Raw genomic sequence first — 25,302 nt, 5'->3', positions numbered from 1 at the left:
TGCCGTGCAGCCTCGCGGCAACCCCAAGTCAGCAAGGCTATTACCGCTTTCTCCTGAGAGAATCCGGGGCCGACTGGCGACGCCAGGTCGCCGCTGTTCACGGCGGCATTGATCGTCACGACCGCTACAACCTCGGCGGGAATGCTGGATGCGGTGGGCCGAGGTTGGAGGACACGGCCGTTGCCGTGATCCGGGGACTGGCTTGGTTTAAGGGTCGGAACGGCCGCGCGGATTTGCCAGCTGTCGAAACGCTTGCCGCCGCAGCGGCAGCCGAGATCGCGGCTCGTAAAGCGTCGGCACGGCGAGAATTGCTGAAATCACGAGCGTAGGAAATATTGGCCGTGCCGCCCCGGCCGATGCGTTCGTATAAAACAACGGCCTTCGAGCATCGCATGACGGAACGCGTGAAAAACATCGCCGTGCTGGGGTCGACTGGCAGTATCGGACAGAGCACGTTGGCCGTGATCGCCGCCTCGGCGGGGCAACTCAAGGCCGTGGCGCTCTCGGCCCATGCCCGAACCGGTCTGCTGGCCAGTCAGGCTGCGGAATTCGGGCCGCGATATGTCGTGGCATCCGACCCCACGGCCGCAGGAGAGCAAGACTGGAGCAATTTGCCGAGTGGCGTCGAACTGAGCGTCGGACCGTCCGCGCTTGAGGATATCGTCTCCCGGCCCGAGGTCGATGTGGTTGTCGCGGCGATCGTCGGCAGCGCTGGGCTGCGCAGCACCTGGGCCGCGCTCGAGGCAGGTAAGACCGTAGCCCTGGCGAACAAAGAGACTCTGGTCATGGCCGGGGCACTGGTCATGGACCTCGCCGCACGGCGCGGCACCAGCATATTGCCCGTCGACAGCGAGCATAGCGCGGTTTTCCAAGCCCTGCAAAGTGGCCGGCGGAATGAAGTGCGACGGATCGTGCTGACGGCCAGCGGCGGACCATTTCGGAAATACTCACGCGAGCAGTTGGCCAGCGTAACCGTATCCGAGGCCTTGGCTCATCCCACCTGGGCGATGGGTCCAAAGATCACGGTCGATTCGGCAACGATGATGAACAAGGCGCTCGAAATTATCGAAGCACGATGGCTGTTCGACATCGACGTCGATCGGATCGATGTGGTGGTTCATCCGCAGTCGATCGTGCATTCGTTCGTGGAATATATCGATGGCTCGGTGCTGGCGCAGCTCAGCCCGCCCGACATGAAATTACCCATTCAATATGCGTTGACCTATCCAGCGCGATCTACAGGCATCGCGGCGCGGATGAATTGGAGCGACTGCCTGCGGCTGGAGTTCGAGCCCCCGGATCTCGAGCGGTTTCCAGCGCTGGAATTAGGGCGCGAGGCGGCCCGGGCCGGCGGTACGACCGGAGCCGTTTTAAATGCGGCCAACGAGGTGGCGGTCGAGGGTTTCTTGCGAGGCGAGTTGCCTTTTGTGGAAATTGTCCCGGCCTGCCGCAGTATTTTGGAACATCACGATTTTGATCCCAGTCCTACACTTGATGACCTAATACAAGTGGATGGTTGGGCGCGTAAGGAGATGGCACGTTGGGTATGCACTTGAATTTCGCACCTTTGTTCGCCGCGGGTTGGCTGACGGACTGGCACAACTGGGGCATCATCGCCCAGGTGGCGGTCGGACTCGGCGCCGTGATTTTCGTTCACGAATTGGGACACTTTCTGGTCGCCAAGGCGTGTGGCGTGAAGTGCGAGAAGTTCTATCTCGGCTTCGACATCTTCGGGCTGAAGCTCGCTAAGTTTCGCTGGGGCGAAACGGAATATGGCATCGGCGTGCTGCCGCTGGGCGGTTACGTCAAAATGCTGGGCCAGGAGGATAACCCGACCAAGGCGGCCGAGGAGTTCGAACGCGCGAAGATCGCGCACGACGCGGCCGGTGGCGACACGCTGCCCGAGGGGGAAGCGGGAGCCGAGACCAGCATTTTCGACCCGCGCAGCTACCTGGCTAAATCGGTTCCGCAGCGGATGGCGATCATTTCGGCCGGCGTGATCATGAACGTGATCTTCGCCTTCGCCGTGGCCGTGATCGCCTACAAGATCGGAGTGAATGAGAATCCCTGCGTCGTGGGCCGCCTGTTGCCTGGCGACCCAGCCTGGGCCGCGGGCTTACGGCCAGGAGACGAAATCATTCGCATCGGCGAGATCGAGAACCCGCGCTTTCGCGATCTGCAAACCCGCGTGGCGTTGGGTGACAACATCGATAAAGGGGTGAAATTCGTGATTCGCCGTGAGGGCGAAAGCGAGCCGCTTGACTTCACGATCTATCCCGATCCAACCGGCCTGGCGCCGCGCATCGGCATTCTCAGCGCGTCGACCACGACCCTCGCCAAACCGCCACTCTCGCCCGTGGCGCCGCTGGGTGGAAAAGAGAGCCCTTTCAAGCCGGGCGACGTGATCGCGGCTGTGGCCGGCAAGAATGTGGCTAACAACGCGGATATTCAACGCGAATTTGCGCAGAATCCTGGCCCGACCAATGTCACGGTATTGCGCAAACTCAACGACACCGAAACCGAGACGCTGCCGATCGATCTGCCAGGCCGGCCCATGAAGCGGCTGGGGCTGATCATGGAAGTCGGGCCCATCGCGCGCGTGCAAGCGGGCTCGCCGGCCGAGCACGCTGGTTGGAAGCAGGGCGACATGCTCGTCTCGATCGATGGCCAGCCGCTTGGCGATCCCGAAACAGTGAGCGCTCGCCTGCTACCGCAAGCCGGTAAAGAGATCAGCGTCACCACGCGGCGAGACGGCAAAGAGAGCGAGCAAAAGGTCACCCTGCGTGAACCCTATGCCATCGAAGAGCCGCTCACGGCCAGCGAACCGTTGGTGATCAACACGCTCGGCGTAGCGATCGACGTTACAACCCGTGTCGCCAGCGTCATTCCGGGTAGCCCCGCCGAGAAGGCGGGCATCACCCCGGGAGCCGAGATCGTCGCGGCGCATCTTCCCAAGATGACGTTGAAAGTGGGCGACGACGACGTGGTGATGAAAGAGGCCGAAATCGAGTTTGGCCCGAAGAAGGCGACCTGGACCAGCTTCACCGAACAATTGCAAGTCACGCCGACGGACACGAAGGTCGAACTAACGCTGGCCGACAAGCGCACCGTAGAAGTCACGACCATGACGACGGACGACTGGTTCGCCGATCGAGGATTCAATTTCGAGCCGCTGTACACGAAGGTCCGCGCGGCGACGATGGGCGAGGCGTTGCGACTAGGTGGGAACGAGGCCGTCGAATCGGTGACTCAGGTATACCGCTTTCTGCGCAAGATCGGCACGCAGGTTTCGCCCAAGGGCATGGGAGGGCCGCTCTCGATCTTCGGCGTGGCCCATCAATCCGCCAGCAAGGGACTTTCGGCCCTGCTGATCTTCCTGGGCATGCTTAGCGCGAACCTGGCAGTGCTCAACTTCTTGCCGATTCCGCTCCTGGATGGCGGGCACATGGTGTTCTTGCTACTAGAAGGAATCCGCGGCAAGCCCGTCAGCGAACGGGTGGTCGTCGCGTTCCACTACGCCGGGTTTTTGTTCATTATCAGCCTAATGGCCTTCGCTTTCGGGTTAGATATCGGGATCATTCCGCGGTTACCATAGGGGGAATACGGAAACACGCATGCAGAAATGATGAATCGGTGCAGAGCCGATCGGTGGTAAAACGTGTCGTCGACTCACCATGCGTCAATTTGCATTCACCCATTTCCCAAGGCCGTGCTGTTCGACGCCGTTGGAACGGTGATCCGGCCCGAACCAAGCGTGGCGGCCGCTTATGCGATGGCGGGGCGCCGCGAGGGCATCGATGTCGCTGAAAGCGATATGAAGCCGCGATTCGCCGCGGCCATGGCACGGCAGGATGAAATCGACCGCCAGAAACACGGCGGACGCACCAATCAACAGCGCGAAATCGAGCGGTGGCGCGGAATCGTAACCGATGTGTTTGGTGACGTGCCCGAGGCCGGGCCGATCTTCGACGATCTGTGGGAGCACTTTGCCCGTCCGGAGCATTGGCGGTTATTCGACGATGCGGCCCCGACATGGAACGCCCTGGCCGAGGCGGGCGTGACGCTGGGCATCGCGTCGAATTTCGATGATCGGCTGGACGGCATCTGCGCGGCGCTCGCCCCGCTGGCCGATTGCCCGCACGTGTTCGTTTCGTCCCGCGTCGGCTGGCGCAAGCCACGGCCGGAGTTCTTCGCGACCGTCGCTGACAAATTAGGGCTATCCGCTTCCGAAATACTGTTAGTCGGCGACGATCTGAACAACGATTATCGCGCCGCCCGCGCCGCCGGCTGGCAAGCAGTGCTGATAGATCGCAAGGGTACCGGTGCCGACACTTTTAGGGAACACTCTCGTTCCGAGGACGCGGGCAGGATCATTTCGCTAGGCGCATTGAACGAGTTGTTCACTGCGGGCTAGCATCGGGCAACTTCTGGAAATTGACGTCAACCGTCGTATCCAGAACCTCGATCGATTTTCTGATGAATGGGCCCGGCCCGCTCGTAGCAATATCACCGGCATCGAACTTCGCTTGCAATTGCGATTCCAACGGCGCGCCGGGAACGCGGATCGTAACGATCGACGTTTCTCCGGATCGAATATCGAGCCGTTGCGAGAAAGCTTTCGTATAAGCAGGTTCTCCCATAGGCGATACCCCTTGCCCCGACAAAAACATCAGGTGAACGCTGATGTAATAGTTGCGAGACGGCACATACAACAGTTGCGGAAGTTCGCTGGCCTTCTTACTGACGCCGGCCACAGTTATTGGCACTGGCGGAAGGGGCAAGGGCCAACCTTCTTCCGGGGGCTCGTCGCTTGGCGGGACTGGTTGGCTTGGAAAATAGCGCGCGTCCGTCATGATCTGCAGTGCGACGAATACGCGAAACTCGCGCTCCCCTACGGTAACCGAGTCGGGTACGTTTTGAGCCGCAAGTTCCAAACGTCCTCCTGCGCAGAGATCCAGATCGACCGACGTTTCGTTAATCCCTGGCATGAGATAGAGCGGCCGACTTTGCAGGCGCCCAAACAGTAATTCATTTTCGGTCTTGGGCGGCGAGGCACTGACTTCTTTAGCGTTGTTAGTCTTGCCGTCCGGAGTAAAAAGGGTCGCGAGCAGGCAATACTCCCCTTGTTGCAGGATGCCGGTATCGAAATACCCTCTCGCGTCGGTGCGCACACGACGCGCAATCAAGCCAGGCGTGTTTCCCGATTGTGGAACGTCTGCGAAGCGAAATACCCGAATCTCGGTATCCACGGCCGGTTTGGATGGGTCGCCCAGATAGCAGCGGCCGGTAGCCTGCGGCGGCCGCTGCTGGGCCAGCATCGCTTCCTGCGTCGAAGCTAGGGAGGCAAGTTGAGAGGAAAGCTCTTCGGTGCGCGTGGCCAGGCTGCGTTGGACTTGCCATCCGCCGGCGGCCAACAGCGCGATGCCGATGGTGAGAATGCTCAATAGTGCGATACCTGAGGCGCGAAACATGACATCCTCCCCATGGTGAATCCACCAGCACTGGCGCTTGATACGGTCGATGTCGCCGAAATTCGCTAGCGCCGTCCGCACGGCCTTTGCGGATGACTCTCCTTGCCGCACGAGTTCCGCCGCCGACGAGGCTAGATGGTCGGCCAGTTCGGCCTCGAGTTCCGCATCGAATGATTCCTGGGAGCGCGCACCGCCGAGCATGTCTTCCCCGGCAATATCGGGAGCGCGGCGCACATCCTGTTCGTCTTCATGCCGTGACGATTCCGACATGCGCAATCCCCAAGATGCGGTTGATCGTCTTGGCGAACGTGGCCCATTCCGTGCGTAGGCTTTCTAAGTAGCGTCGCCCTTCGCCGGTGAGCTGATAGTGCTTACGCTTTCGCCCCTCAGACGAACTTTTCCACGTGGCGCGCAGATAGCCGCGCTTTTCCAGCCGGTGCAGCGCCGGGTAGAGCGTCCCTTCCTGGGCGAGCAGAACGCCGCCGCTCGTCTCCTGCACCGCCTTGGCGATCTCGTAGCCGTAGCTGGCACCTGAGGAAATCAGTTCAAGAATCACTGGCTCGAGGGCACCGCGTACCAGATCAGGGTTTTGGGCCATACACAGCCTCATCGCATTGCGATACCTTGCATCACTAGGCATGAGGATACATTGCCACACTAGGCATGTCAACGATTTGTTTCGCGATGTCCGGAGCAATGCAAACCAATGTTTGCCGCGCTCGCATTCCCGGCTAGACTCAGGCGCACGACGCATCGCTCCCCATCCCTTCGCTTTTCGGGTGCAGAAATGAAACTTCGCATCGCGCCGCTGGTGGTACTTGCCACGTTGTTCATGACCGTTCTCACGGCGACGGCGGCCGACAAGGCGCCGGGCGATGCGCTGTTAGGGAAGTGGTGGTTTCCCAAGAAGAATGGCAAGCTCGAAGTCCGCAGTGAAAAAGGGGTCTATTACGGCAAGATCGTCACCTACGACAAGCCGGGCGCGCTCGACAAGTACAACCCCGACGACACGCTGAAAAAACGCCCCGTCGTCGGCATCGACATGCTCGAGAACTTCACCTACGACCCGGCCAAGAATCAATGGGCCGGCGGCACGATCTACGACGGCGACAGTGGCAAGACCTACAACTGCACTCTGTGGTTCGAGAACAACGACACCACGCAACTGAACGCCCGAGGGTACGTCGGCATATCGCTGTTCGGGCGAACCGAAATCTTCTCTCGCGTCACCGAAAAGGACGAAAAGGCGAGTGAAGCAAAGCCCCCAGCGGGCAAGTAAGAAAAAAGGTGTCAGAAGAAAAAAGGCACCAAAAACCTTTTTCATTCGCCCAGTTGGCGCTGGACTTCACTCAGCGTCAGGCGCACCAGGTGTACACGGCGCGATAGATCGGTATCGGCTTCGCGGTCAAGGTCGTCGGTCTGCGCGTGGGCCGCTTCCTCTTCCAGCGCAGCCAGCCATGTGGGAACCTCCAGGCCTGAGCCGGCGGGCTGTTCAGCCACCTCGCGAATTTCGCTTTCCAGGCGGGAAAACGCCTCGGCCGGTCCGTCGCCGCGAATCTCTTCGATTGCCGGCGCGACCAAAGCCCGCAGTCCGTCGACAGCCAGCGGTCGGATAAATCGTTCGGCCAGCCGAGCGGCAATCGTGGGCAATCGCATCTGGTAACGTTTGCCTAGCGTTTCGAACTGCTTCTGCAGCGAGTCGGCGGCGTCACCGGTTCGCTCAGCCAGGGCACGTCGCCATAATTCGGCGGTTTCGATCTGGCCGCGCCGCATAAGGACTTCGTGCGCTTGCACGATCGGTTGAATGTTCCAGCAAACGCGTTCGTAGCTGGCCTTCAGGCGCAGGCAGTCGACCAGCGTGTACAGCAATTCGCCATGATCGGACTGCGTCGTGGTCGAGTTGTAGTCTTTGTACTCGGTATAGTTCTCGACGATCACTTCGGCAATGGTCTGCAGATGCTCGGCCGCAGACGCCCAAGTGATCGGCGGATTATCGGCCGACAAGTCCTCGATCAGGCGAAGCGATTGCGCGGCATCAGGCTGAGCCTCGAGCGATCGCAAGTAGGCTTCCGCCCCTTGATCGAGGATCGCACGCAGGCTACCCAAGTTGAGAAATTTTTGCGTGAAGAGGTCGTGACCATATTGTTCGACGAACGACGTGAGCGCCGTGAAGCGATCGGGCTCGGCCAGCTTTTCCAGAACCGACAGGCGCACGGAGCGGCTGTGTTCGAGCCACAGCCGCAGTAACGGTTCCGTGAGCATTTGCAGCGTCTCGACCAACTCGGCATCGGAACTCGCCGGTCGGTCGTCCGTCGCCATGGCCGCATCGATCACGCAGTTAACCAGCGCTCGGTAACCGGTTTCGAACAGCCGGTCGAATTCCGTGACTGCCTTCTCTCCCTTCGGCCGATGGCGTTCCATGGCGATGGCCGCGGTGATGAGCTGGCAGGTTTCGGCTACTAATCCCAATCGCGGCAGCACGGTCAGCAGGTCGACGATTAATTGCTTAAGGGATTGCGTGCGTACAAATTGCAGCGGATCGCCACCGCGGGACAGCGGCACGTAAAGGATCGGCTGCTGTTCAAGTTCCGCCCGCAGCGCAGGAAATTCGGCACGGACCCGATCGACCTGGGCAGCCAGAATATCGCGTAGCAGTTCAACGGCCAGCGTTTCCCAACGAGACGATGGCTCCGTCGTGTCGCTTGGCGCCGCTTCGGCTTCGACCGGCGTGGTAATCGCCCTGATCCAGCGCGCGGCCGAGGCCGCCTCGACCGTGGTCGTGGCAATCTCGGCCAGCAGCGCCTCTTTCAAGCGACGGCGCCGATCGTATTCGACCAACGACGTATGGTTACCCGTTGGCTCGGCGATGCGGTATTGATGAACCGCGATCAGGAGTTGGGCTAGCTGTTGCTGGCAGCCAACGGCGTGTTCAAGCTGCGCGGCCAGATTCTCTCTCGCAACCTGAGCGGTGGCGTCCGTGGCACTAATAATGGCCGCTGTCGTGCGCAGTTGAGCAACCGTGCGCAGAAATGCCAACCGCGAGTGCAAACGCGTGGCCTCGAGATCGAGCTCGTAGTCCGTGGCCGCCTCGCCACCGCCGATGATCGAGCTTTCCGTGCCGTCGTCGGTCGTATCAAGATAGGTGACATCTTCATACGCGGCGCTGAACAGGTCGTCGTCATCGTCCGACTCGCCCCCCTCTTCACTTGCTACGGCGAAAGCCAGGCGAGGTGCGTCCCAATATTCGCCGGCGTTAGATTCCAAGTAATCGAAGAACTTGTTAACCAGTTTCCAAGACGACGTTTCGATCGGTTGATCCGCTGGCAATAATTCGATGAGCCAGCGCTTCGCCAGGTGATGGAACGAGTACTCCCCCTCGGCCAACTGCATCTCTTCCGACTCGGAGAGCCATTGCACGAGCAGGCCCGTGGCGGCGACAAAGTCGCGCTTTTCGAGCAACGTCTGAATGACCAAGGCATAGGCGCGCGGCGATTGAAACTTGCCGACGTGCTTGCGCCAGAAGGCGATGTCGCCGCCGGTTGCGCCGGCTTGTCGCCAGGCGCCCAGCGCACTAGCGACGGCGGCCGCGGCCTCGACCGATTCGCGGCCCGAAACCGAATCGATGCCGGAAACCTCGAGCGTTCCGAAACGGTCCCACCAAGTGGCAAACGCCGCCAACAATGCCCGCACACGCTCGAGGATCGCATCCTGACCGGCAGCGGCAGCCTCGGCGGCCGTGCGAATAGCCAGCCCGAAGATGCGAGTTACCAAGTGGACTAGCACGTCGACGCGGTGATCTCGGACGCTGTTTTCCAACGCGGGAAAGAGACTGAATTGCCCCTGAAAGCCAAGAATATTCCAGGGATCGACCACAGCACCACATTGAATCGCCCGCTGCAGCAAATCGTCGACGTCAGCCAGCAACCGCGCCGCCTCGGCAATGTCGCCGCGGGCCAAGGCCAAATGACCGATCGTGATCTGACCACTAATGCTCGAAAGCATTCGCGCCGAAGTCACCGGGACGACGTCGGCCTGACGCTTCGTGGCTGCCAAGTCCCCCATCGTGGCGAACAAACGCGCCAGCCGCACGTGCTGCAATTGCACTCCGCGCAAGCGTGACAGCCGGGCGTTCAGATCATGCCTCGCGCCGGCGAATGGTTGATGCAGTGTCTGGGCTTCTGTCCGCAGTCGATCCCCGCCCGCCCCCGCAGCTTCTACCAGGCGGCGACGGTAGAACTCATCCCGATAGGCGGCAATCCGGGGAAGAAGCGTAGCCAAGGTCGTGCCGGAGTCATGTGCCTCGGGCCCACTGCCGCTGACGCCGGCGGCCATCAGGATCGTTCCGGCGAGCACGACCGCCGCTTCCTGCAGGCGAAATTCCGCATCGTTCGGTGCTTCTTCGACGCGTTCAAGCAAAGCGTCGAGCGTCACGGCCTGTAACACAAAGCGACGGTAATGGCCCGCATTATCGATCGTATGGGCATCCCATTGCCCGAAATGGTAGTTAGGGCGTTTGTTGGCCGGGTGATCGAAGTCGTAGGCCCGCGGGTCAAGCGCTAGTTCATTCAAGCGTTGGGGATCGAAATAGGCCTGGTCCAAGGTGGCCCGATCGGTCGAGCGCAGAACATCGAGCGCCGCGGCAATCAGATCGTGATACCGTCCGGCGGCCACGCCCGCTCCGGCGACGAACAGCGGAATCGGACAAACCCATTCGTGACGGTAGGGCTCGATCTTTTGCACGGTGCGCAGGACCGCCACGGGACGATGGCCGATGAAATCGTTCAGCGCGTCGATCGCGCGGGGTACGATGCGGGATGCTTCGGCCCAAGGCCCCGATTCGACCAGCACCGCCTGGCAAGCTTTGGCGATAAAGTAAGGCTGGAAAAGTGTACTCTCGCTCTGATGGATCAACAGGTCACGATGAAACTTGCGATACTCAGGCAGGACCTGATCAAAGACCAGGGCGATGACGGCGGCAGCCTGTTCCGTACTCTCGAATCCCGGCAGGTCCTTGGCCATGACCGCCAACTCCGCCTGCAATTGATCTCGCAGCGTTTGCCAGGCTGGCGCCGCGCCGGAAACGGCCGCGGCCGAGATAAACGAATCGTTCACCGCCTGGAAAAAATGGGGGTCGAACGTGCCTGACGACAGGTTCAGGTACCCCAGCATCCTGCGATGAGCAGCCTGATTCATTTCATTGCCGCTGCGTAGGTTGAGAACGATTTTCCGAGGCGTAAGTCCTGGCGTAGGCCGCCGGCGGCGGCATACGAACGGGAGTCGTGGAGGGTCCGCGGACGGTCAGGCATTCCGAGTGGCCGGACTGCTGCCTGCTCACGTCTGGGCGGATTGGGCCCGTTTTCCCTGCCCCCGGGTAGGCATGACTTAAGGCGGTGCCGTCATCCTAAAATTGTCGGCTCTGACGCACAACCCGCCGCTTTGGCCGTTTACGGGTGAAAATCAGCGGACGGGCGCTCGTGAGACCGATCGACAGAGCCTGGCATTTCCTGCCACCACGCGCGGGATTTGAGATTATCATGGAGCTTTGCGTACCGGTGGCCTTCAGCCCCCCTCGGGCGCCGGCCGATCGAGATCGCGTTGTTCCTATCAAGGCAGCTCGCCTATGCATCCCTCCCGACGACCTTGGATACCTCTGGCGGTCTTTTGCCTGGCGCTAGTTTCAGCCGCGCCGGCATTCGGCCAAACCAATCGTTCGGAACTCATTGCCGAGCAGACGGCACGCCGTCACGGGCTAACCCGCGCCTGGGCGACGCGCATCACGTTGGATCCGGGGCGAAGCCGAGTTAACGAGATCACGATTCACGAGGGGGCGTTGATCAGCGTTACGAATGACTCGGTGGTTCAGGCCTTCGATGCCGAGACAGGGCGCAGTATGTGGTCGACGCTGGTCGGCAAGCGTTCGTATCCGAATACTCCTGTAGGCGCTAACGCCGCGTTTGTCGCCGTCTGCAACGGTTCGACGCTGTATGTCCTTTCGCGTACCGACGGCAGCCTGTTGTTTACCCGCAAGCTGCAGGGAACGCCGTCGGCTGCTCCGGCGGTCAGCGATGATCGCATTTACATTCCGACGTTTGCTGGAGCCGTCGAAAGCTACGAGATCGATTTAGAGAAACCCAAGCTGACGCCCCGTTCGTATCGCACCCGCGGCTCGATTGACGAAGCACCGGTGATCGCGGGCGATTATCTAATCTGGGCGACAAATGCCGGCGCCGTTCATTCCGCCACCAAAAAGGACCTGACCGCCAATTTCCGCTTCATGACGCGCGGCATGATCACGGCCGGCCTGGGCTATTGGCCACCGCTGGTCTATGCCGCTTCGGCCGACGGTTACATCTACGCGATCGACGAGAAATCGGGTAAACGACGCTGGCAGTATTCGACTGGTTACCCCGCTCGCGAAACTCCCGTCGCACTGGATGGCAACGTCTATGCGATCGCCGAGGCGGGGGGCATGTTCTGCCTGTCAGCGGAAACCGGAAATGAGAAATGGTTCTCTGCCAACGTGGCATCGTTCGTTTCTGCCAGCGCAACGCGACTGTACACAACCGACGAGACAGGCCGCATAATCGTTGTCGATCGACGAAGCGGTGCGCAGCTTGGAGAGATGATGACCGAGCTTTTGACTATCAAGGTGCAGAATATCCAGACCGATCGCATCTACCTGGCAACCGACAGCGGTTTGCTGCAATGCCTGCATGAAATCGATCAGGTAAAACCTTTGGTGCACGCCTTACCCCCTGATCCCGAAGTCGGCCCGGCCAAGAAACCCGCTGCGGCCCGAGCAGCAGCCCCCGCCGCCGAGCGAGCAATGGACGCCGACGCGGCGGAAGAACCCGCAGGTGACGATCCTTTCGGTGCCGAAGCGCAGCCGTAGCGCGCCGCGTCGGGTCTTCTTCGAGCCAACTCACTCGGAGAGTTCACTGGGTGACTTGCCTCGCGAGATTGCGCTGAATTCTGGCTCCTGTTGAAGGTTGCCCCGGCGCGGTATTCTCTACGGCCGGCAGGAATTCTAGTCATTCGCGCAAGTACCTGGTTCATCGAACCAGCGAACGTTGCCAGGAGGGGGACGGATCGTGACAGATGCGAGCCAAACCGCGGTCAAAGTCGGCCGCGCCATCATCAGTGTCAGCGACAAAACCGGTTTGGCGGAATTCGCCCACGGCCTGGCGGCCGCCGGCGTGGCGATTTACAGCACCGGAGGCACCAGACGGTTTCTACTCGAGCAAGGCCTGACAGTCCGCGACATTGCCGACTACACCGGCTTTCCCGAAATGATGGACGGCCGCGTGAAAACGCTGCATCCCAAGGTTTTCGGCGGCATTCTCTGGCGCCGCGACAACCCCGAAGACAAGCGATCGATCGAAGCCCACGGCATCGAATCGTTCGACCTCGTCGTGGTGAACCTGTACCCCTTCGAGCAAACCGTGGCGCGCGGGGCGAGCGAAGAAGACACCATCGAGCAAATCGATATCGGTGGGCCGTCGCTGGTGCGCGCGGCTGCGAAGAATCACGCGTTCGTGGCCATCGCCACCAGCCCGCAGCAGTATCCAAGCATCCTCCAGGAACTGTCGTCGGCCGGAGGACTATCGTTTGCACTGCGACGGCGACTGGCCGCCGAGGCCTATGCCCACACGGCACAGTATGACGCAGGCATCGCCCGCTGGTTCGCCGCAACAGGCGGTGAGGCACAAAACGACTTCCCCGCGCGGCTCGATTTGTCGCTCGAATTGAAAGAAGTCCTGCGCTACGGCGAGAACCCGCACCAGCGCGCAGCACTTTACGCTGATCATTCGGCAAAGCCGAATCTCGTGGGCGCGCGGCAGCTCAACGGCAAGGAATTGTCGTACAACAACTTGCTCGACCTGGATAGCGCGCTGGCCATCGTCCGCGGACTGTCGCGACCGGCAGCCGTGGTCATCAAGCACAACAATCCGTGTGGCGCCGCGGCGGCCGATGAACTGAGCACCGCGGCCAAACGTGCGATGGCAGGCGACCCGGTGAGTGCCTTCGGTTCGGTATTGGGATTCAATCGCCCGGTGGACCTGGCCACGGCCGAAGTGCTGTGCGAGCCGGGCCTTTTTGTCGAGGCGATCGTCGCCCCCGACTTTTCGCCCGAGGCACTCAAGGCTCTCACGACGCGGCCGAAGTGGAAGGCCAATGTCCGCCTGTTGGCCGTCGGCACCTGGGGCGAAACGAAACCGCGATGGGAACATCGGCAGGTCGACGGCGGCTTGCTGCGGCAAGAGGCCGACGTTCTGCCCGATCCAGTCGAAGGCTGGACCGTGGCCACTTCAACCGCGCCTGGCGACGCAGCCCGTGCCGATCTGGAATTTGCCTGGGCCGTCGTGCGGCACGTGAAGAGCAACGCCATCGTGCTGGTCAAAGACCTGACGCTGCTCGGCACCGGCGCAGGGCAGATGAGCCGCGTCGATAGCGTCCGCATCGCGATCGAGAAGGCGGGTGACCGGGCCCCGGGATCGGTATTGGGCTCGGATGCATTCTTTCCGTTTCCCGATTCGATCGATCTGGCAGCCGCCGCCGGGGTTAAAGCCGTGGTCCAGCCGGGCGGATCGCGCAACGACGATGACGTCACCAAGGCCTGCAACCGGCACGGAATCTCGATGCTGCTGACCGGTCACCGGCATTTCAAGCACTGACGCCCGCCGGTTTTTTGAGGCAGAATGGTGGGAGAGGCCAACTACGCCTCGAGACAGCGCGAGATCGCTCCTTCGGAAATGGCGTCAATTGCTCATGCCCACGATCCTGGACGAGATAGTTGCCTACAAGCGGCAGGAGATTGCCGCCGCACAAGCGGCCTGTCCGGTGGATGCGCTCGAGCGGCAAATCGCTGACGCACCGGCGGTGCGGAATTTCTTCGCAGCGCTGGCCGCTCCCGGCCCGATTCGGCTGATCGCCGAGGTGAAAAAGGCGAGCCCCTCGGCCGGCGTCATTCGCGCGGACTTCGATCCACTGTCGATCGCGCAAACCTACGAGGCACACGGCGCGAGCTGCCTGAGCGTGCTCACCGACGAGCATTTCTTCCAAGGTCATCTCGATTATCTGCGTGCGATACGGCAGCAGGTCGGGCTGCCCGTCCTGCGCAAGGATTTTATTCTCGACCGGTATCAATTGCTCGAAGCGCGGGCGGCCGGTGCGGACGCCGTGCTGTTGATCGCCGAATGCCTGGACGATTGCCATCTACGCTCGTTGCACAACGAAGCAGTACGCCTGGGCATGTCGCCGCTCGTGGAGCTCTATGACCCCGAGAACTTGTCGCGCGTCTTCGACGCTGGGGCGACGTTGATCGGCATCAACAATCGCGACCTTCGTACATTCAAGACTGATCTGGATCACACGCTGCGGATGCGCGAAAGAATTCCCGACGAATGCGTGCTGGTCGCGGAGAGTGGTATCCGTACTCGTACGGACGTCGAACGACTTCAAAACGCAGGGGTGGACGCGATCCTGGTGGGCGAATCGCTGATGGCCAATGCCGACATCGGCGCGGCGGTCCATACGCTGTTGGGGCGATGACGGACGGCACTAGAAGGCACTCCGGCCGATCGTGAGCCGACATTAACGAACCTCGGGCAAGAGTTCAGCATGAGCGGCAACTTGCCATCGCGAATGCCGCAAGCCGACCGTAACACGCAACGCGTCACCCCGAATGCACCAAATGACCTCGCCGTGACGCACATCTTCCGGCAGGCGGCGGTGCTATTTCTGCTCGCGCTCGCCGTTCGCGGTGTGCATCTGTGGGCGATGCGAAGCTCGCCATTGTTTTCCGTGCTGATCTGCGACTGCGCGCAGTACGACGCGTGGGCGCAGCGGATCGCCGCGGGGGAATGGATCGGCAACGAGGTCTTTTATCAAACCCCGCTGTATCCCTATTCACTGGCCGTGATTTACACAATCTGCGGGCATAGCATTTGGGCGGTCCGGCTCGTGCAAGCCATGTTCGGCGCCGTGGCGTGTGTGGCGATCGCCAGGGCCGGAGCAAGATTCTTTAGCGAGCACGTCGGCTGGACGGCCGGCGTGCTGTTGGCACTTTATCCGCCGGCAATCTTTTTTGACGGCATCCTGCAAAAGGCTTCGCTCGATCTGCTGCTGATGACCACGCTGCTGTGGGCACTCGGAGCAGCGCAAGCCCTACCAGTCGCTCGACTCTTTATTGCCGTGGGCGCGCTATTGGGCGCGATGACGTTGAACCGGGAGAATTCCGCGGCTCTTGTCCCGGTGATCGCCGTCTGGATCGTGTGGTTGAGTTGGGGGCACCAACGGCGCGAGGGCATCCGTCGACTATTCGCCCTCGCCCTCGGAACGGCGCTCGTGCTGCTGCCCGTGGGATTGCGAAACTACTACGTGGGAGGCGCGTTCTTGCTAACGACCGCGCAGATGGGGCCGAACTTTTACATTGGCAACCACCACGGCGCCGATGGTGGCTACGCGCCGATGCGAGCCGGACGAGGCGAACCGGGCTTCGAAGCCTTCGACGCGCGTTTGATCGCCGAAGATGACCTGAAAAAGCCCCTGTCGTCTCGCGAAGTTTCACAATACTGGATGGCGCGCAGCGCCGACGACATTCGCACGGCGCCAGCCGATTGGCTGCGACTACTTGCGCGAAAATGGTTCCTGACGTGGAACGCACTGGAGTCGATCGACGCCGAGTCACTGCAGACGCACGCCCAATTTTCGCCACTCTTAAATGTGCTGCGATACTCGTTGCATTTCGGCGTGATTTGTCCGCTGGCGATGTTGGGGATCTGGCTCACCCGAAGCGAATGGCGAAAACTGTGGATTCTGTACGCCCTGTTATTGACGTTCGCGCTGGCTGTCACGGCATTCTACGTCTTTGCGCGTTATCGTTACCCGCTGGCGCCGGTGGCAATCCTCTTCGCCGCGGCGGGCCTAATCGGATTGTGGCGTTTTGCCCGTCGTGAAGATTCCCCCACGAGGCGAGATGTCACGATCGGCGTAATGCTGGCCACGGTAACGGGCGTGGCCTGCAACTGGCCGGTACGCCAACAGTACAACGATGACGCGGTAACGTTCTACAACGCTGGTTCCACGAGCATGGCAATGGGCCGTACAGACGACGCGATAAGCTTGCTCGAACGGGCGATCGAAGCCGATGCGCGTTTTCCGGACTCGTACAACAATTTGGGTACGGCCGTGATGCGGGCGGGGGATTTCGCTGCCGCACAGCGCCTCTTTGAACAAGCGATCGGCATTGCCCCCGATCACGCGATCTTTCACGTCAACCTGGCCAATACGCTACTGAAGCAAGGGAACCGAGATCGCGCGTACGACGAGTTGCGCACCGCGATTCAGCTCGACCCGCTCATTGTCGAAGCGCTCGGGCCACTCGCTGAGCTCGAGGCCACTCGTGGCGACATGGCTAGCGCCGTGCGGCTTATGAACCGCGCCGTCGAGCTACAGCCCCAATCGTCGTCAGCTCGCACGGATCTCGCGATGGTCCTGCAATTGCAAGGAAACGTTGGACGCGCGATTGACGAATTGCGCGTGTCGATCAAGCTCGATCCCAACCTGCTAGCCGCGCGAAATCGCCTGGCATGGCTGCTGGCCACGACGACTGACGACGGTTTGCGCAGCCCCGCCGAGGCGTTGATCTTGGCCACGGAGTCCTGCCGGATGATGCAATCGCCTCCGGCCGAACTGCTGGACACACTGGCCGCGGCACAAGCGGCGACCGGCGATTTTGCGAGTGCCGGGCAAACCGCCGAGCGAGCCACGGCCATGGCGCGTGAGAATCAGCAAATGGAGCTTGCCGATCAGATCGAAAGCCGCCGACGCTTATTCTTGGAAAAGAAGGCGTTTCGCGGCCCTTAGCGAATTCAAACCGATTGTCTTATTCGTGTCATTTGTGTCATTCGTGGTTAGCCTTGAATATTCGCCGCTCGCCGGGCAACAAGAACAGTTTCGCGATCATCGTCGCCACACAAACTTCGCTCTACCGAATCAGGAATCCTGCCGGACATGTCGCAATCGTTTCGCTACCGTCTGCGCGTCCGTTATGCCGAGTGCGACGCGCAAAAGGTCGTTTTTAATGTCCATTACGGACACTACGTCGATCTGGCGACACTCGAGTTCTTTCGCGCGTTGGGATTCGAGAAGCTGCTGGTCAACGGTCCGATCGATTATCAGCTCGTAAAGCAAACTGTGGAATGGAAAACGTCGGCGCGCTTCGACCAGGTGCTCGAGATTTCCGTGCGGCCAAACCACTTGGGCACGACGTCTCTCAGCTTTCACGTCGAGTTTCGCATCGCCGGTGACAAGGCTGTGATCGCCACGGCCGAAACGATTTACGTTCTGGTCGATGCCGAGACGCTTCAAAAGACGCCGTTGCCCGGCGACTTTCGTAGCGCGCTTTCCGGCGGCGGTTCAGGCCTGCTCGTGGATCATGCTGACAGCACGCCCAGATCGGCCGACGCACCATCGCAGGCTGATAAATGACTTCGAACGCGCAAAAACCGAAGCCGCAAACAGCAGACGCAGTGGCATGGCGCTGGCCTGTGGGTCTGCTGTGCGCGCTGGGCGCTTGCGTGGTAGCGGCGGCGGCGGTGCGCGTCTGGGCTGCCCAGGATGAGCTTTGGCTCGATGAGATTTGGACGCTGCTGTCCTTGGGCCGCAATAACAACTCGCTACTGGATATTCTCACCGCGCATCACGACAACAATCATTATCTGATCACGTTTTGGATGTACTTCACGTCGCCGCAACAGAACTGGTTTGTCTATCGCATTCCGTCGGTGCTGGCCGGCATCGGTACGGTGATCCTCGCGGCACGGGTCGCGGCGCGGTGGGGCAATCGAGCGGCGCTCGCGGCGGCAATTCTCACCGGCGCCTCGTTCATGATGGTCTTCTACGCGTCCGAGGCGCGCGGTTATGCGCTGGCAGGATTCTTCTCGCTGGTTGCGTTTCTGGCACTGGACCGTTACCTGGACCGTCGCGAACTCGGGATGGCGGCCGTCTTTGGCCTGGCGACGATCCTCGGCACGTTATCCCATCTGACATTTGTTCAATTCTACGCCGGGGCGCTGGCCTGGTCAGTGTTTGCGCTGACTAAACGCAAGGGGTCCTCGCAAACCGAATTCGCGCCCCTGATAGCGCTGCACATCGTACCGGCCAGCTTTCTCATGATGCTGTACGCGTTCGATGTGCGAGAAATGAAATTCGGCGGTGGTGATCCTTACGTGATGCACGACATGGTGCTAAACGCCTGCGCCCTGGCCGTGGGAACGTTCGGCGCAGCGCAGCCTATCGTTTGGGGAAGCGTGGGCCTGGGCATAATCGCGGCGGTCGCGGCGCTGCTGCTGCTGTGGCGCGAGAAAGCCGATGTATGGATATTCTTTCTCGTCGCATTCGTGATAACCCCCACGCTATTGCTCAGTGTGAAACCACCGCCGGTGTTGCACGAGCGCTATTTTTATTTAAACATCCTCTTCTTTTTGATTCTGTTGAGTTATCTGTTCGACCGTGTCGCCGCGCGAGGTCGGGCCAGCATGTACGGCGCGATCGCGATCTTAGGGCTATTTGTGCTGCCGAATGCCAACCTGACCTATCATTTTCTACGTGTAGGGCGTGGACATTTTTTCGACGCGCTTGCGTACATGGCCGAACATTCTCGCGGCGCTGACGTTCTCATGTCAGGCGATGCCGAGTTCACCTATCGCCTGTATACCGAGTTCTACGGCCCTTACGTGCCGGGCGACCATGACTTTCACATTATTACGATCGTGCCCGAGATGCCCGTCGAACCTGAATGGGTGATCCTCAACAACCAGGATCAACCGTACGCGCCAAAGCCGGCCATACTCGATTCGAAAGGAAACGAGGCGTTCACACTCGAACGAGTGTTCCCCTACGCGGGACTTTCGGGCGCGCATTTCGCGATCTATCACCGCACGACCATGCGCAACGCTCCGTCGCAGGCGGAAGAATAAGGCCTCTTGATGGTGCCGTCGCAAATTTCAACGAGCATGCAGACCCCGGCGCAACCGAGCAGCCCGCACGACGCTGCTCGACCGACGGTTTCATTAGCATCGGCGATAACCGTGTGGCACGTCGCCATCGCATTCGTCATTGTGATGGCTGCGGTCATCCGGTTATGGGCAGCCATCGGAGATTTATGGCTGGATGAAATCTGGTCGTACGGGCTTGCCAACCTGGTCGACAGCCCTTGGAAGATATTCACCCAGATTCGGCACGATAACAATCATCACCTGATGTCTGTGTGGATCTACCACCTAGGGATCGACGGGCGTTCACTGGTGGCGCGGGCGCCCTCATTAGTGGCTGGTATCGGCACGATTTTACTCGCGGCGCAATTCGCACGCCGGTGGGGCCAACGCGAAATGCTCGCGGCAGCCGTATTGACCGCCAATTCGTACGTGATGATCAATTACAGCTCCGAGGCACGCGGCTATGCGCTGGCCGGTTTCTTTGCCATCGCGGCATTCCTGGTTCTTGAGCGAAGTCTCGATACGCGACATAAGTCGCATTTCGCTTTATTCTGGCTGCTGGTCGTTTTAGGTTTTCTGTCGCACTTGACGTTCCTTCATTTCTATTGCGGGGCACTCGCCTGGTCGGCACTTCGCTCGCGCCGCGAATCGGGGACGTGGCGAAAGTGGATCGCCCTGATGGCGCGCTGCCATGCCGTGCCCGTGGCGTTTTTGATTGCGTTCTATTTTTCCAGCGTGCAGGGCATGGAAATCGGGGGTGGTGATCGGCCCAGCACGATCGTCGTCATTTTGAAGGCCATGTCGCTGGCGGTGGGCGGAACGCCACGGCCGTCGACCGATCAATTGCTGATTGCGTTTTTGGCCACGGGGGGCGGAATTGCCGCGATCGTTTCGTTGTTCCGCGGAAAGTCTGAGTTGTGGGCCTTGTTCCTCACAACAATTTATCTGTCGCCGCTCTTTCTCTTGATTGAACAACCGCGATCGGGATTGTTCGTGCGATACTTCTACATCAACATCCTTTTCTACTTGTTGCTGATCAGCTACTTGCTCGGACGGTTGAGCTTGGCTGGGTCGCCCGGCACTTTCGCTTGCCTGGCGCTGACAGCCTCGATCATGGCCGGCAATGTCTCGCGATTGCGCGAATTTAGTGACGGGCGTCGTGGTGAATATCTGGCCGCGGTGCGCTACATCGTCGACCATTCGACCGAGCCCGAGGTCGAAGTCGGCGTCGATCACGCCCGGACCCGGCTAGTGCTGCATTTCTACTCAGGTTCCATGGCTGCTAATCGAACCTTGAAAGCGTCCGAAGCGGCGCCGGCCCCCTCGCCCCAGGACGAGTGGTATATCACGCACCAGGAAAATCCGGCGCAACAACCAGCGCCGGAAATCCAGGACACTCAGGGCGAAACGTTTGAGTTAGCCCAGGTCTTTCGCCATTCCGGTTTATCCGGGTTCGATTGGGCCCTTTATCACCGGGTGCTTCCAGGCACGACGGACGGTACAAAGTAAAGTGAGTGCTGCGATTGCTTGCACCGGCCGTGCTCGAATAACTGGTATCGGAGAATTGGGCGAAGCGGGGCTATAGTGCTCCCTCCGCCAGGTCGACTGCTAGCAAACGGCTGGCGATCGGGCCTGTTTTCCGGCGTAAGATTGCGAGCCGTCTCCATGACGCCTCCTTGACGCATCGCTCGAACAAAGTCACTCCAGGAGCTGGTCCCGGCCATGATCAGGCAACTCGCGCTCGTTGGGCTGTGCCTCGTTCTAACACTCATTGCCAGTGGTAGTGCAAGTGCCGCCACACCAGCACCGTCGAGCGGTGGCCCTATCGGACCTCCGCCAGGCGACCTGACGCCGCAGCCGGGCGAGCACCCGCTGGCCCCCATCATCCGCTGGGGTAAAACTGGCATCGCCGCCCTCGAGAAGTTGGAAGACTATTCCTGCCGGCTGGTCAAGCGCGAGCGCGTCGGTGGAAAGCTAACGCCGTATCAAGCATTGTCGGTGAAAATGCGCCAGCGGCCATTCAGCGTCTATGCCGCCTTCACGAACAAGCAAGAGCGGCCTTATCAGGAAGTCGTGTACGTCGACGGGCGCGACGGCGGCAAGATGTTCGTTCACTCGGATGAGTTTCGCCTGATGGGCACTGTGTCGCTGTTTCCCGACTCGGATCGGGCCATGCGCGACAATCGGTACCCGCTAACCGAGATGGGCATCCTGAAGCTGATTCAGCGGCTGGTCGAACATGCCGAGAGCGACTCGAAGTTCGACGATTGCGAAGTGAAGATCTACAAAGATGCGAAGATCGAATCGCGTCCCTGCTTGTACATTCGCGTCACGCACAAGACCAAGCGTCCGGAATTCTCGTTCCACATGGCCCGGATCTTCATCGACAACGAGTTGAACGTGCCGGTTCGCTACGAGGCCTACACCTGGCCGGACGATAACGATCCGAAGGCGCAACCTCCATTGATCGAGGAATACACGTACGTCGATTTCCAGTTCAACGTGCATTTCACCGAGCGTGATTTCGACTACAACAATCCCGACTACTACTTCCCGCCTGACTTCGGCGAGCCGGAAGTCGACATCGCCGATATCAAGCCGGTGTCGCAGCCGCCCGCCGAACTTGGCAACGTGGCCAAGCAGGAATCGGCCGATCAGCCTTTGACAGGTGTCGTCGCCGTGATGCGCGACATGGTAGATCGTTTGGCCCACACCTCCGACTACACCTGCCTGGTCAGTCATCGCGTGCAGGCCACGGATCAGGCCGACAAGTACGAAAACTTGCACCTGAAGGTCCGGCACGATCCGATGAGCATCTATGCCTTCTTCCTCGGCCCCAAAACCCACAAGGGGCAGGAAGCGATCTACAACGGCAAACGGGCCGACGGCACCGTGCTGGTCCACACCGTCGCGCCGCGCGGACGATCGGGCGTGAATCGGCAACTGCACCCCGACAGCCCGGAATTGCTTGGCTCGACGGGCGAGCCCTTCAATCAGTTAGGGATCAAGTCGCACCTCGAGCGCTGGTTGGCCATGTATCAGGCCGAAATGCCGCTAGGGGACTCGATCGTGAAGTATTACCCGCAGGTCGAGGTCGACCAGCGTTTGGCCACCTGCATCGAAGTGTCGCATGCGAAGCAACGGCCGCAGTTCCGTTATCAAAAGACACGGCTGTACATCGACGCCGATTTGAAACTGCCTGTGCGCTTCGAGGCCTATGGCTGGCCCGCCGCAGCCGGACAGCCGACGCCGCTGGCCGAGGAATTCAACTATCGAAACATCGAGTTGAATCGCGGCCTGACGGACCAGGATTTCGATCCGGCGAATCCGAATTACGCATTCGAGTCTGCGGCACCGTCCGTGCGCTCGACCAGCTCGCAATAAGGCAAGTCGATCCGTTTAGTCCGGCAGTAATTCGAGTGTAATCCCGCGCACATCCATCACGGATTTTCCCGGGACGGCGAGCGCTTGCAGAATCAGCTCGCCGCGCCCCGCCAGCAGCGTGATATCACCCAGCGCGAGCGGCTTAAAATCTTTCACCAGTGATTCCCCTTCGCGGGGCACGCGATCATGCTCGGCGCCGACCAGCGGTGGGTCGTGCGCTTCGCTGACTTTGGCCGTCGTGGCAGTTGTTCCCAGGCGCAATTCCACCGTCGCGCCTACGTCGACCGCCGGGCAAGTGTAATAAGCAGTTGCGCGATACCGCCCGGCCGTGGCCACGGTGATATCCCACGTGATATGGTCCGCGGTGCTCGTCCAATTTGTGAAGAACGAGCAGTTGGGCGCCCGGGCGCTGCGCTGAATGCCACCGTGTGGTACTCCGTCTCGTGCCGGTAGCACCGTCAACGGAAACTCTCGATAGCCGACCGTAAATGGGCGAGGTTCCTTCTTCAACTCGGCCAGAACCGTCTTCTTCCAAGCGCTAACCGCAGCCGTCATTCGCCGCGCAACGTCGGGCTGAGACTCGCGCAAATCATGCGCCTGTCCAGGATCGGATATTAAATCAAAGAGATGCCCGGCTCCGTCCAGCATATAACGTTCATCGCGAGCACTGACGCTGCCGCTCCAATGCGAGAAAATCAGCCGCGACGGCAACGTTTTGCCTTGCCCGAGTAGCACCGGCGAGAGATCGACTCCGTCGAGCGTTTTTGCCAGATTTGGCCGCACTCCCGCCAGGCCAGCAAGCGTCGGCAGCAAATCGATCGCCGCAGCCGGCGTCTTCACGCGCGTGCCAGGAACGATATGCCCAGGCCAACGCACCAAAAGCGGTGAACGCACGCCCCCTTCGTCGGTCGATCCCTTGCGCCCTTTGAAGCCCCCGTTCCAACGCCAACTGTTCGGTCCGTTATCGCAAAAGAAAAGCACGATCGTGTCATCGACCAGCTTCAACTCAGCGAGCTTTGCCAACACGCGTGCCACGTTCCAGTCGTTACTCTCACACATGGCGAGCGCCGCCCGCGTCATGGCGACATCTTCTCTCTCGACCTGCAGTCCATTGTGGCGTAGCGGAATCTCGCCATCCTTAAAGCGATCGAAAAACTGATCCGGCACCTGCATTGGTGAATGCGGCGTGTTGAGCGCCAGGTAGCAGAAGAACGGATGCTCGCGCTGCGTTTCGACATACGCAAGCGCGTGATCGGTCAGGTCATCGCTGATAAATCCCTGGCCGCGCACCGGCTGACCATTAAGCTCGAGCGGCGGATCGAAATAGTCGCCCCAGTGCCCCGAGCAAAAGCCGTAAAACTCGGCGAAGCCGCGTCCGTTGGGATGATACGGATACTGCGTGCCGTTGTGCCATTTGCCGAACGCGCCGGTCGCGTAGCCAGCCTCTTGAAACACTTGGGCTATGGTGCGCTCGTCGAGATCGAGCCGTTCGCCGCCGGTCGAGGTGCTGAAGACGCCGCCGCGCGGATGATACCGTCCGGTCAGAAACTCTGCCCGCGTCGGCGAGCAGACCGGCTGCACGTAGAAACGTTCGAACAGCGCGCCATCCCGCGCCAGTGAGTCAGCGGCCGGCGTCTGCAAATTCGTGTTGCCATGAACGCCGAGGTCGCCCCAACCCTGATCGTCGGTGAGAATGACGACGATATTCGGCGCTCGATCCGCAGCACACACATTTAATGACAGCGCTGAAGCAACGAGTATTCCAGCCAGCACGAACGACTTGATCACATTCATAGTTGTTTCGACGAACTTGCAGAGGTTTCAGAGCGTGTGCCGACGCATGCCAAACTTCAATAAACACCAAACGGGTGGTGATGCTACCGAGCGAATCTCGAATCGCCGATTCAACTTGCGTCGTAACCCACATTCGGGTGATTGGCGCTTTCGCGGGGCGTCATATACTTGCCGTCGTGTAGCCTAATGTCGCGTCGCCAGACGCGGTAGCGGGGGACCCAAGCGAAACTTGGTGCTGGACGTCGTGCGACTTTCGCTCGATTTCAGCCCAGGTTTCTCGGGGCGCAGGTTCGCTGGAGCAAAGCGAACCGGGGCACTTTCAAGCCCTAGCCCGTCAGCTAACCTCGCCGGCCGGTCGGGTGTGTAGCCCGACCAGATTTGAAAGGGCACGTCTGTCCACTGGAATGTAGCGCCGATACGGCTGCTGGATCACCGTTTGACTGGTGATCGCGGCGGCTGTAGCGCTGCATTACCCGCCAAGACGACGGCCTGATTCGTCGACTTTCTTTGTTTCGTGGGATCGAGCGATCCCGGGATTTCTTATGGCATCGTCGTTGGATTCGAGCGGCTCCTGGTCGGGCCGGAAGTTGGGTCGCGCTGCGCAAGTAGTGGTCGTTAGCAGCGTGATGTTCTCGTTCATTTCTTATTGGCGC

General features: G+C 60.4%; 16 protein-coding genes and 1 riboswitch. Of the genes, 12 read left to right on the top strand and 4 right to left on the bottom strand.

The annotated features are described in order from the left end of the window. Positions 1-392: 392 nt before the first annotated feature. The 3 genes from dxr (at position 393) to VGN12_06560 (ending at position 4,414) form a co-directional block, all read left to right on the top strand. Complete coding sequence (gene dxr, locus VGN12_06570; protein ID HEY4309099.1) at positions 393-1,556, top strand: 1-deoxy-D-xylulose-5-phosphate reductoisomerase; 1,164 nt, start codon at positions 393-395, stop codon at positions 1,554-1,556. Then, positions 1,547-3,595, top strand: a complete 2,049-nt coding sequence (locus VGN12_06565; GenBank protein ID HEY4309098.1) for a site-2 protease family protein — start codon at positions 1,547-1,549, stop codon at positions 3,593-3,595. Before dxr ends, VGN12_06565 begins: the two co-directional genes overlap by 10 nt. Before the next feature lie 63 nt (positions 3,596-3,658). Beyond that, a complete protein-coding gene (locus tag VGN12_06560) occupies positions 3,659-4,414 on the top strand; it encodes an HAD-IA family hydrolase (protein ID HEY4309097.1) in 756 nt (251 codons plus the stop codon). On the opposite strand, the gene VGN12_06555 is transcribed toward VGN12_06560, so the two are convergent. Both VGN12_06555 and VGN12_06550 read right to left on the bottom strand, forming a co-directional pair. Beyond that, a complete protein-coding gene (locus VGN12_06555) occupies positions 4,401-5,741 on the bottom strand; it encodes a permease prefix domain 1-containing protein (GenBank protein HEY4309096.1) in 1,341 nt (446 codons plus the stop codon). The genes VGN12_06560 and VGN12_06555 overlap by 14 nt on opposite strands. Further along, the gene (locus VGN12_06550; GenBank protein HEY4309095.1) at positions 5,719-6,069 is read right to left on the bottom strand and encodes a PadR family transcriptional regulator; all 351 of its coding nucleotides are present in this window, start codon (positions 6,067-6,069) and stop codon (positions 5,719-5,721) included. The genes VGN12_06555 and VGN12_06550 overlap by 23 nt, the downstream gene beginning before the upstream one ends. Positions 6,070-6,258: 189 nt before the next feature. Here VGN12_06550 and VGN12_06545 point away from each other — a divergent pair, with 189 nt between their 5' ends. Then, entirely contained in the window at positions 6,259-6,750 is a 492-nt protein-coding gene (locus VGN12_06545; protein HEY4309094.1) for a DUF2147 domain-containing protein, read from the top strand. A gap of 41 nt (positions 6,751-6,791) precedes the next feature. On the opposite strand, the gene VGN12_06540 is transcribed toward VGN12_06545, so the two are convergent. Beyond that, positions 6,792-10,664, bottom strand: coding sequence for a hypothetical protein (locus VGN12_06540; protein ID HEY4309093.1), 3,873 nt, complete (start codon positions 10,662-10,664; stop codon positions 6,792-6,794). Positions 10,665-11,091: 427 nt separating this feature from the next. Between VGN12_06540 and VGN12_06535 the strand changes: the two genes are divergently transcribed. From VGN12_06535 to VGN12_06500, 8 genes are all read left to right on the top strand, one after another. After that, the gene (locus VGN12_06535; protein HEY4309092.1) at positions 11,092-12,363 is read left to right on the top strand and encodes a PQQ-binding-like beta-propeller repeat protein; all 1,272 of its coding nucleotides are present in this window, start codon (positions 11,092-11,094) and stop codon (positions 12,361-12,363) included. Positions 12,364-12,562: 199 nt separating this feature from the next. Beyond that, on the top strand, positions 12,563-14,146 hold the full coding sequence (purH, locus tag VGN12_06530) for a bifunctional phosphoribosylaminoimidazolecarboxamide formyltransferase/IMP cyclohydrolase (GenBank protein ID HEY4309091.1): 1,584 nt from the start codon (positions 12,563-12,565) through the stop codon (positions 14,144-14,146). 94 nt (positions 14,147-14,240) lie between these two features. Continuing rightward, positions 14,241-15,023 carry an indole-3-glycerol phosphate synthase TrpC gene (trpC, locus tag VGN12_06525; protein ID HEY4309090.1) on the top strand — a complete coding sequence of 261 codons (783 nt, stop codon included), beginning with the start codon at positions 14,241-14,243 and terminating at the stop codon, positions 15,021-15,023. A 69-nt stretch (positions 15,024-15,092) separates the two neighbouring features. Then, positions 15,093-17,339, top strand: a complete 2,247-nt coding sequence (locus tag VGN12_06520; GenBank protein ID HEY4309089.1) for a tetratricopeptide repeat protein — start codon at positions 15,093-15,095, stop codon at positions 17,337-17,339. Positions 17,340-17,486: 147 nt separating this feature from the next. Beyond that, entirely contained in the window at positions 17,487-17,963 is a 477-nt protein-coding gene (locus tag VGN12_06515; GenBank protein ID HEY4309088.1) for a thioesterase family protein, read from the top strand. A 59-nt stretch (positions 17,964-18,022) separates the two neighbouring features. Continuing rightward, the gene (locus VGN12_06510) at positions 18,023-19,453 is read left to right on the top strand and encodes a glycosyltransferase family 39 protein (GenBank protein HEY4309087.1); all 1,431 of its coding nucleotides are present in this window, start codon (positions 18,023-18,025) and stop codon (positions 19,451-19,453) included. Between the two features lie 111 nt (positions 19,454-19,564). Next, positions 19,565-20,980, top strand: a complete 1,416-nt coding sequence (locus tag VGN12_06505) for a glycosyltransferase family 39 protein (protein HEY4309086.1) — start codon at positions 19,565-19,567, stop codon at positions 20,978-20,980. 213 nt (positions 20,981-21,193) lie between these two features. Beyond that, positions 21,194-22,855 (top strand): DUF1571 domain-containing protein, encoded by a 1,662-nt coding sequence (locus VGN12_06500; GenBank protein ID HEY4309085.1) that lies wholly within the window; start codon positions 21,194-21,196, stop codon positions 22,853-22,855. 15 nt (positions 22,856-22,870) lie between these two features. On the opposite strand, the gene VGN12_06495 is transcribed toward VGN12_06500, so the two are convergent. After that, on the bottom strand, positions 22,871-24,649 hold the full coding sequence (locus tag VGN12_06495; protein ID HEY4309084.1) for an arylsulfatase: 1,779 nt from the start codon (positions 24,647-24,649) through the stop codon (positions 22,871-22,873). Between the two features lie 170 nt (positions 24,650-24,819). After that, a riboswitch (cyclic di-AMP (ydaO/yuaA leader) is annotated at positions 24,820-25,016 on the top strand. Positions 25,017-25,302 lie beyond the last annotated feature (286 nt).

This window comes from Pirellulales bacterium, assembly GCA_036499395.1.
Classification (GTDB): Bacteria; Planctomycetota; Planctomycetia; order Pirellulales; family JACPPG01; genus JACPPG01.
This window is presented reverse-complemented; position numbering and strand designations above follow the sequence as displayed.

What these genes read in the sequence shown, in the direction of transcription:
- VGN12_06540 (HEY4309093.1), bottom strand. Translation starts at nt 10,664, where the DNA reads ATGAATCAGGCTGCTCATCGCAGGATGCTGGGGTACCTGAACCTGTCG.
- VGN12_06545 (HEY4309094.1), top strand. Translation starts at nt 6,259, where the DNA reads ATGAAACTTCGCATCGCGCCGCTGGTGGTACTTGCCACGTTGTTCATG.
- VGN12_06555 (HEY4309096.1), bottom strand. Translation starts at nt 5,741, where the DNA reads ATGTCGGAATCGTCACGGCATGAAGACGAACAGGATGTGCGCCGCGCT.
- VGN12_06515 (HEY4309088.1), top strand. Translation starts at nt 17,487, where the DNA reads ATGTCGCAATCGTTTCGCTACCGTCTGCGCGTCCGTTATGCCGAGTGC.
- VGN12_06520 (HEY4309089.1), top strand. Translation starts at nt 15,093, where the DNA reads ATGAGCGGCAACTTGCCATCGCGAATGCCGCAAGCCGACCGTAACACG.
- VGN12_06550 (HEY4309095.1), bottom strand. Translation starts at nt 6,069, where the DNA reads ATGGCCCAAAACCCTGATCTGGTACGCGGTGCCCTCGAGCCAGTGATT.
- trpC (HEY4309090.1), top strand. Translation starts at nt 14,241, where the DNA reads ATGCCCACGATCCTGGACGAGATAGTTGCCTACAAGCGGCAGGAGATT.
- VGN12_06535 (HEY4309092.1), top strand. Translation starts at nt 11,092, where the DNA reads ATGCATCCCTCCCGACGACCTTGGATACCTCTGGCGGTCTTTTGCCTG.
- VGN12_06565 (HEY4309098.1), top strand. Translation starts at nt 1,547, where the DNA reads ATGCACTTGAATTTCGCACCTTTGTTCGCCGCGGGTTGGCTGACGGAC.
- VGN12_06495 (HEY4309084.1), bottom strand. Translation starts at nt 24,649, where the DNA reads ATGAATGTGATCAAGTCGTTCGTGCTGGCTGGAATACTCGTTGCTTCA.
- VGN12_06500 (HEY4309085.1), top strand. Translation starts at nt 21,194, where the DNA reads ATGATCAGGCAACTCGCGCTCGTTGGGCTGTGCCTCGTTCTAACACTC.
- dxr (HEY4309099.1), top strand. Translation starts at nt 393, where the DNA reads ATGACGGAACGCGTGAAAAACATCGCCGTGCTGGGGTCGACTGGCAGT.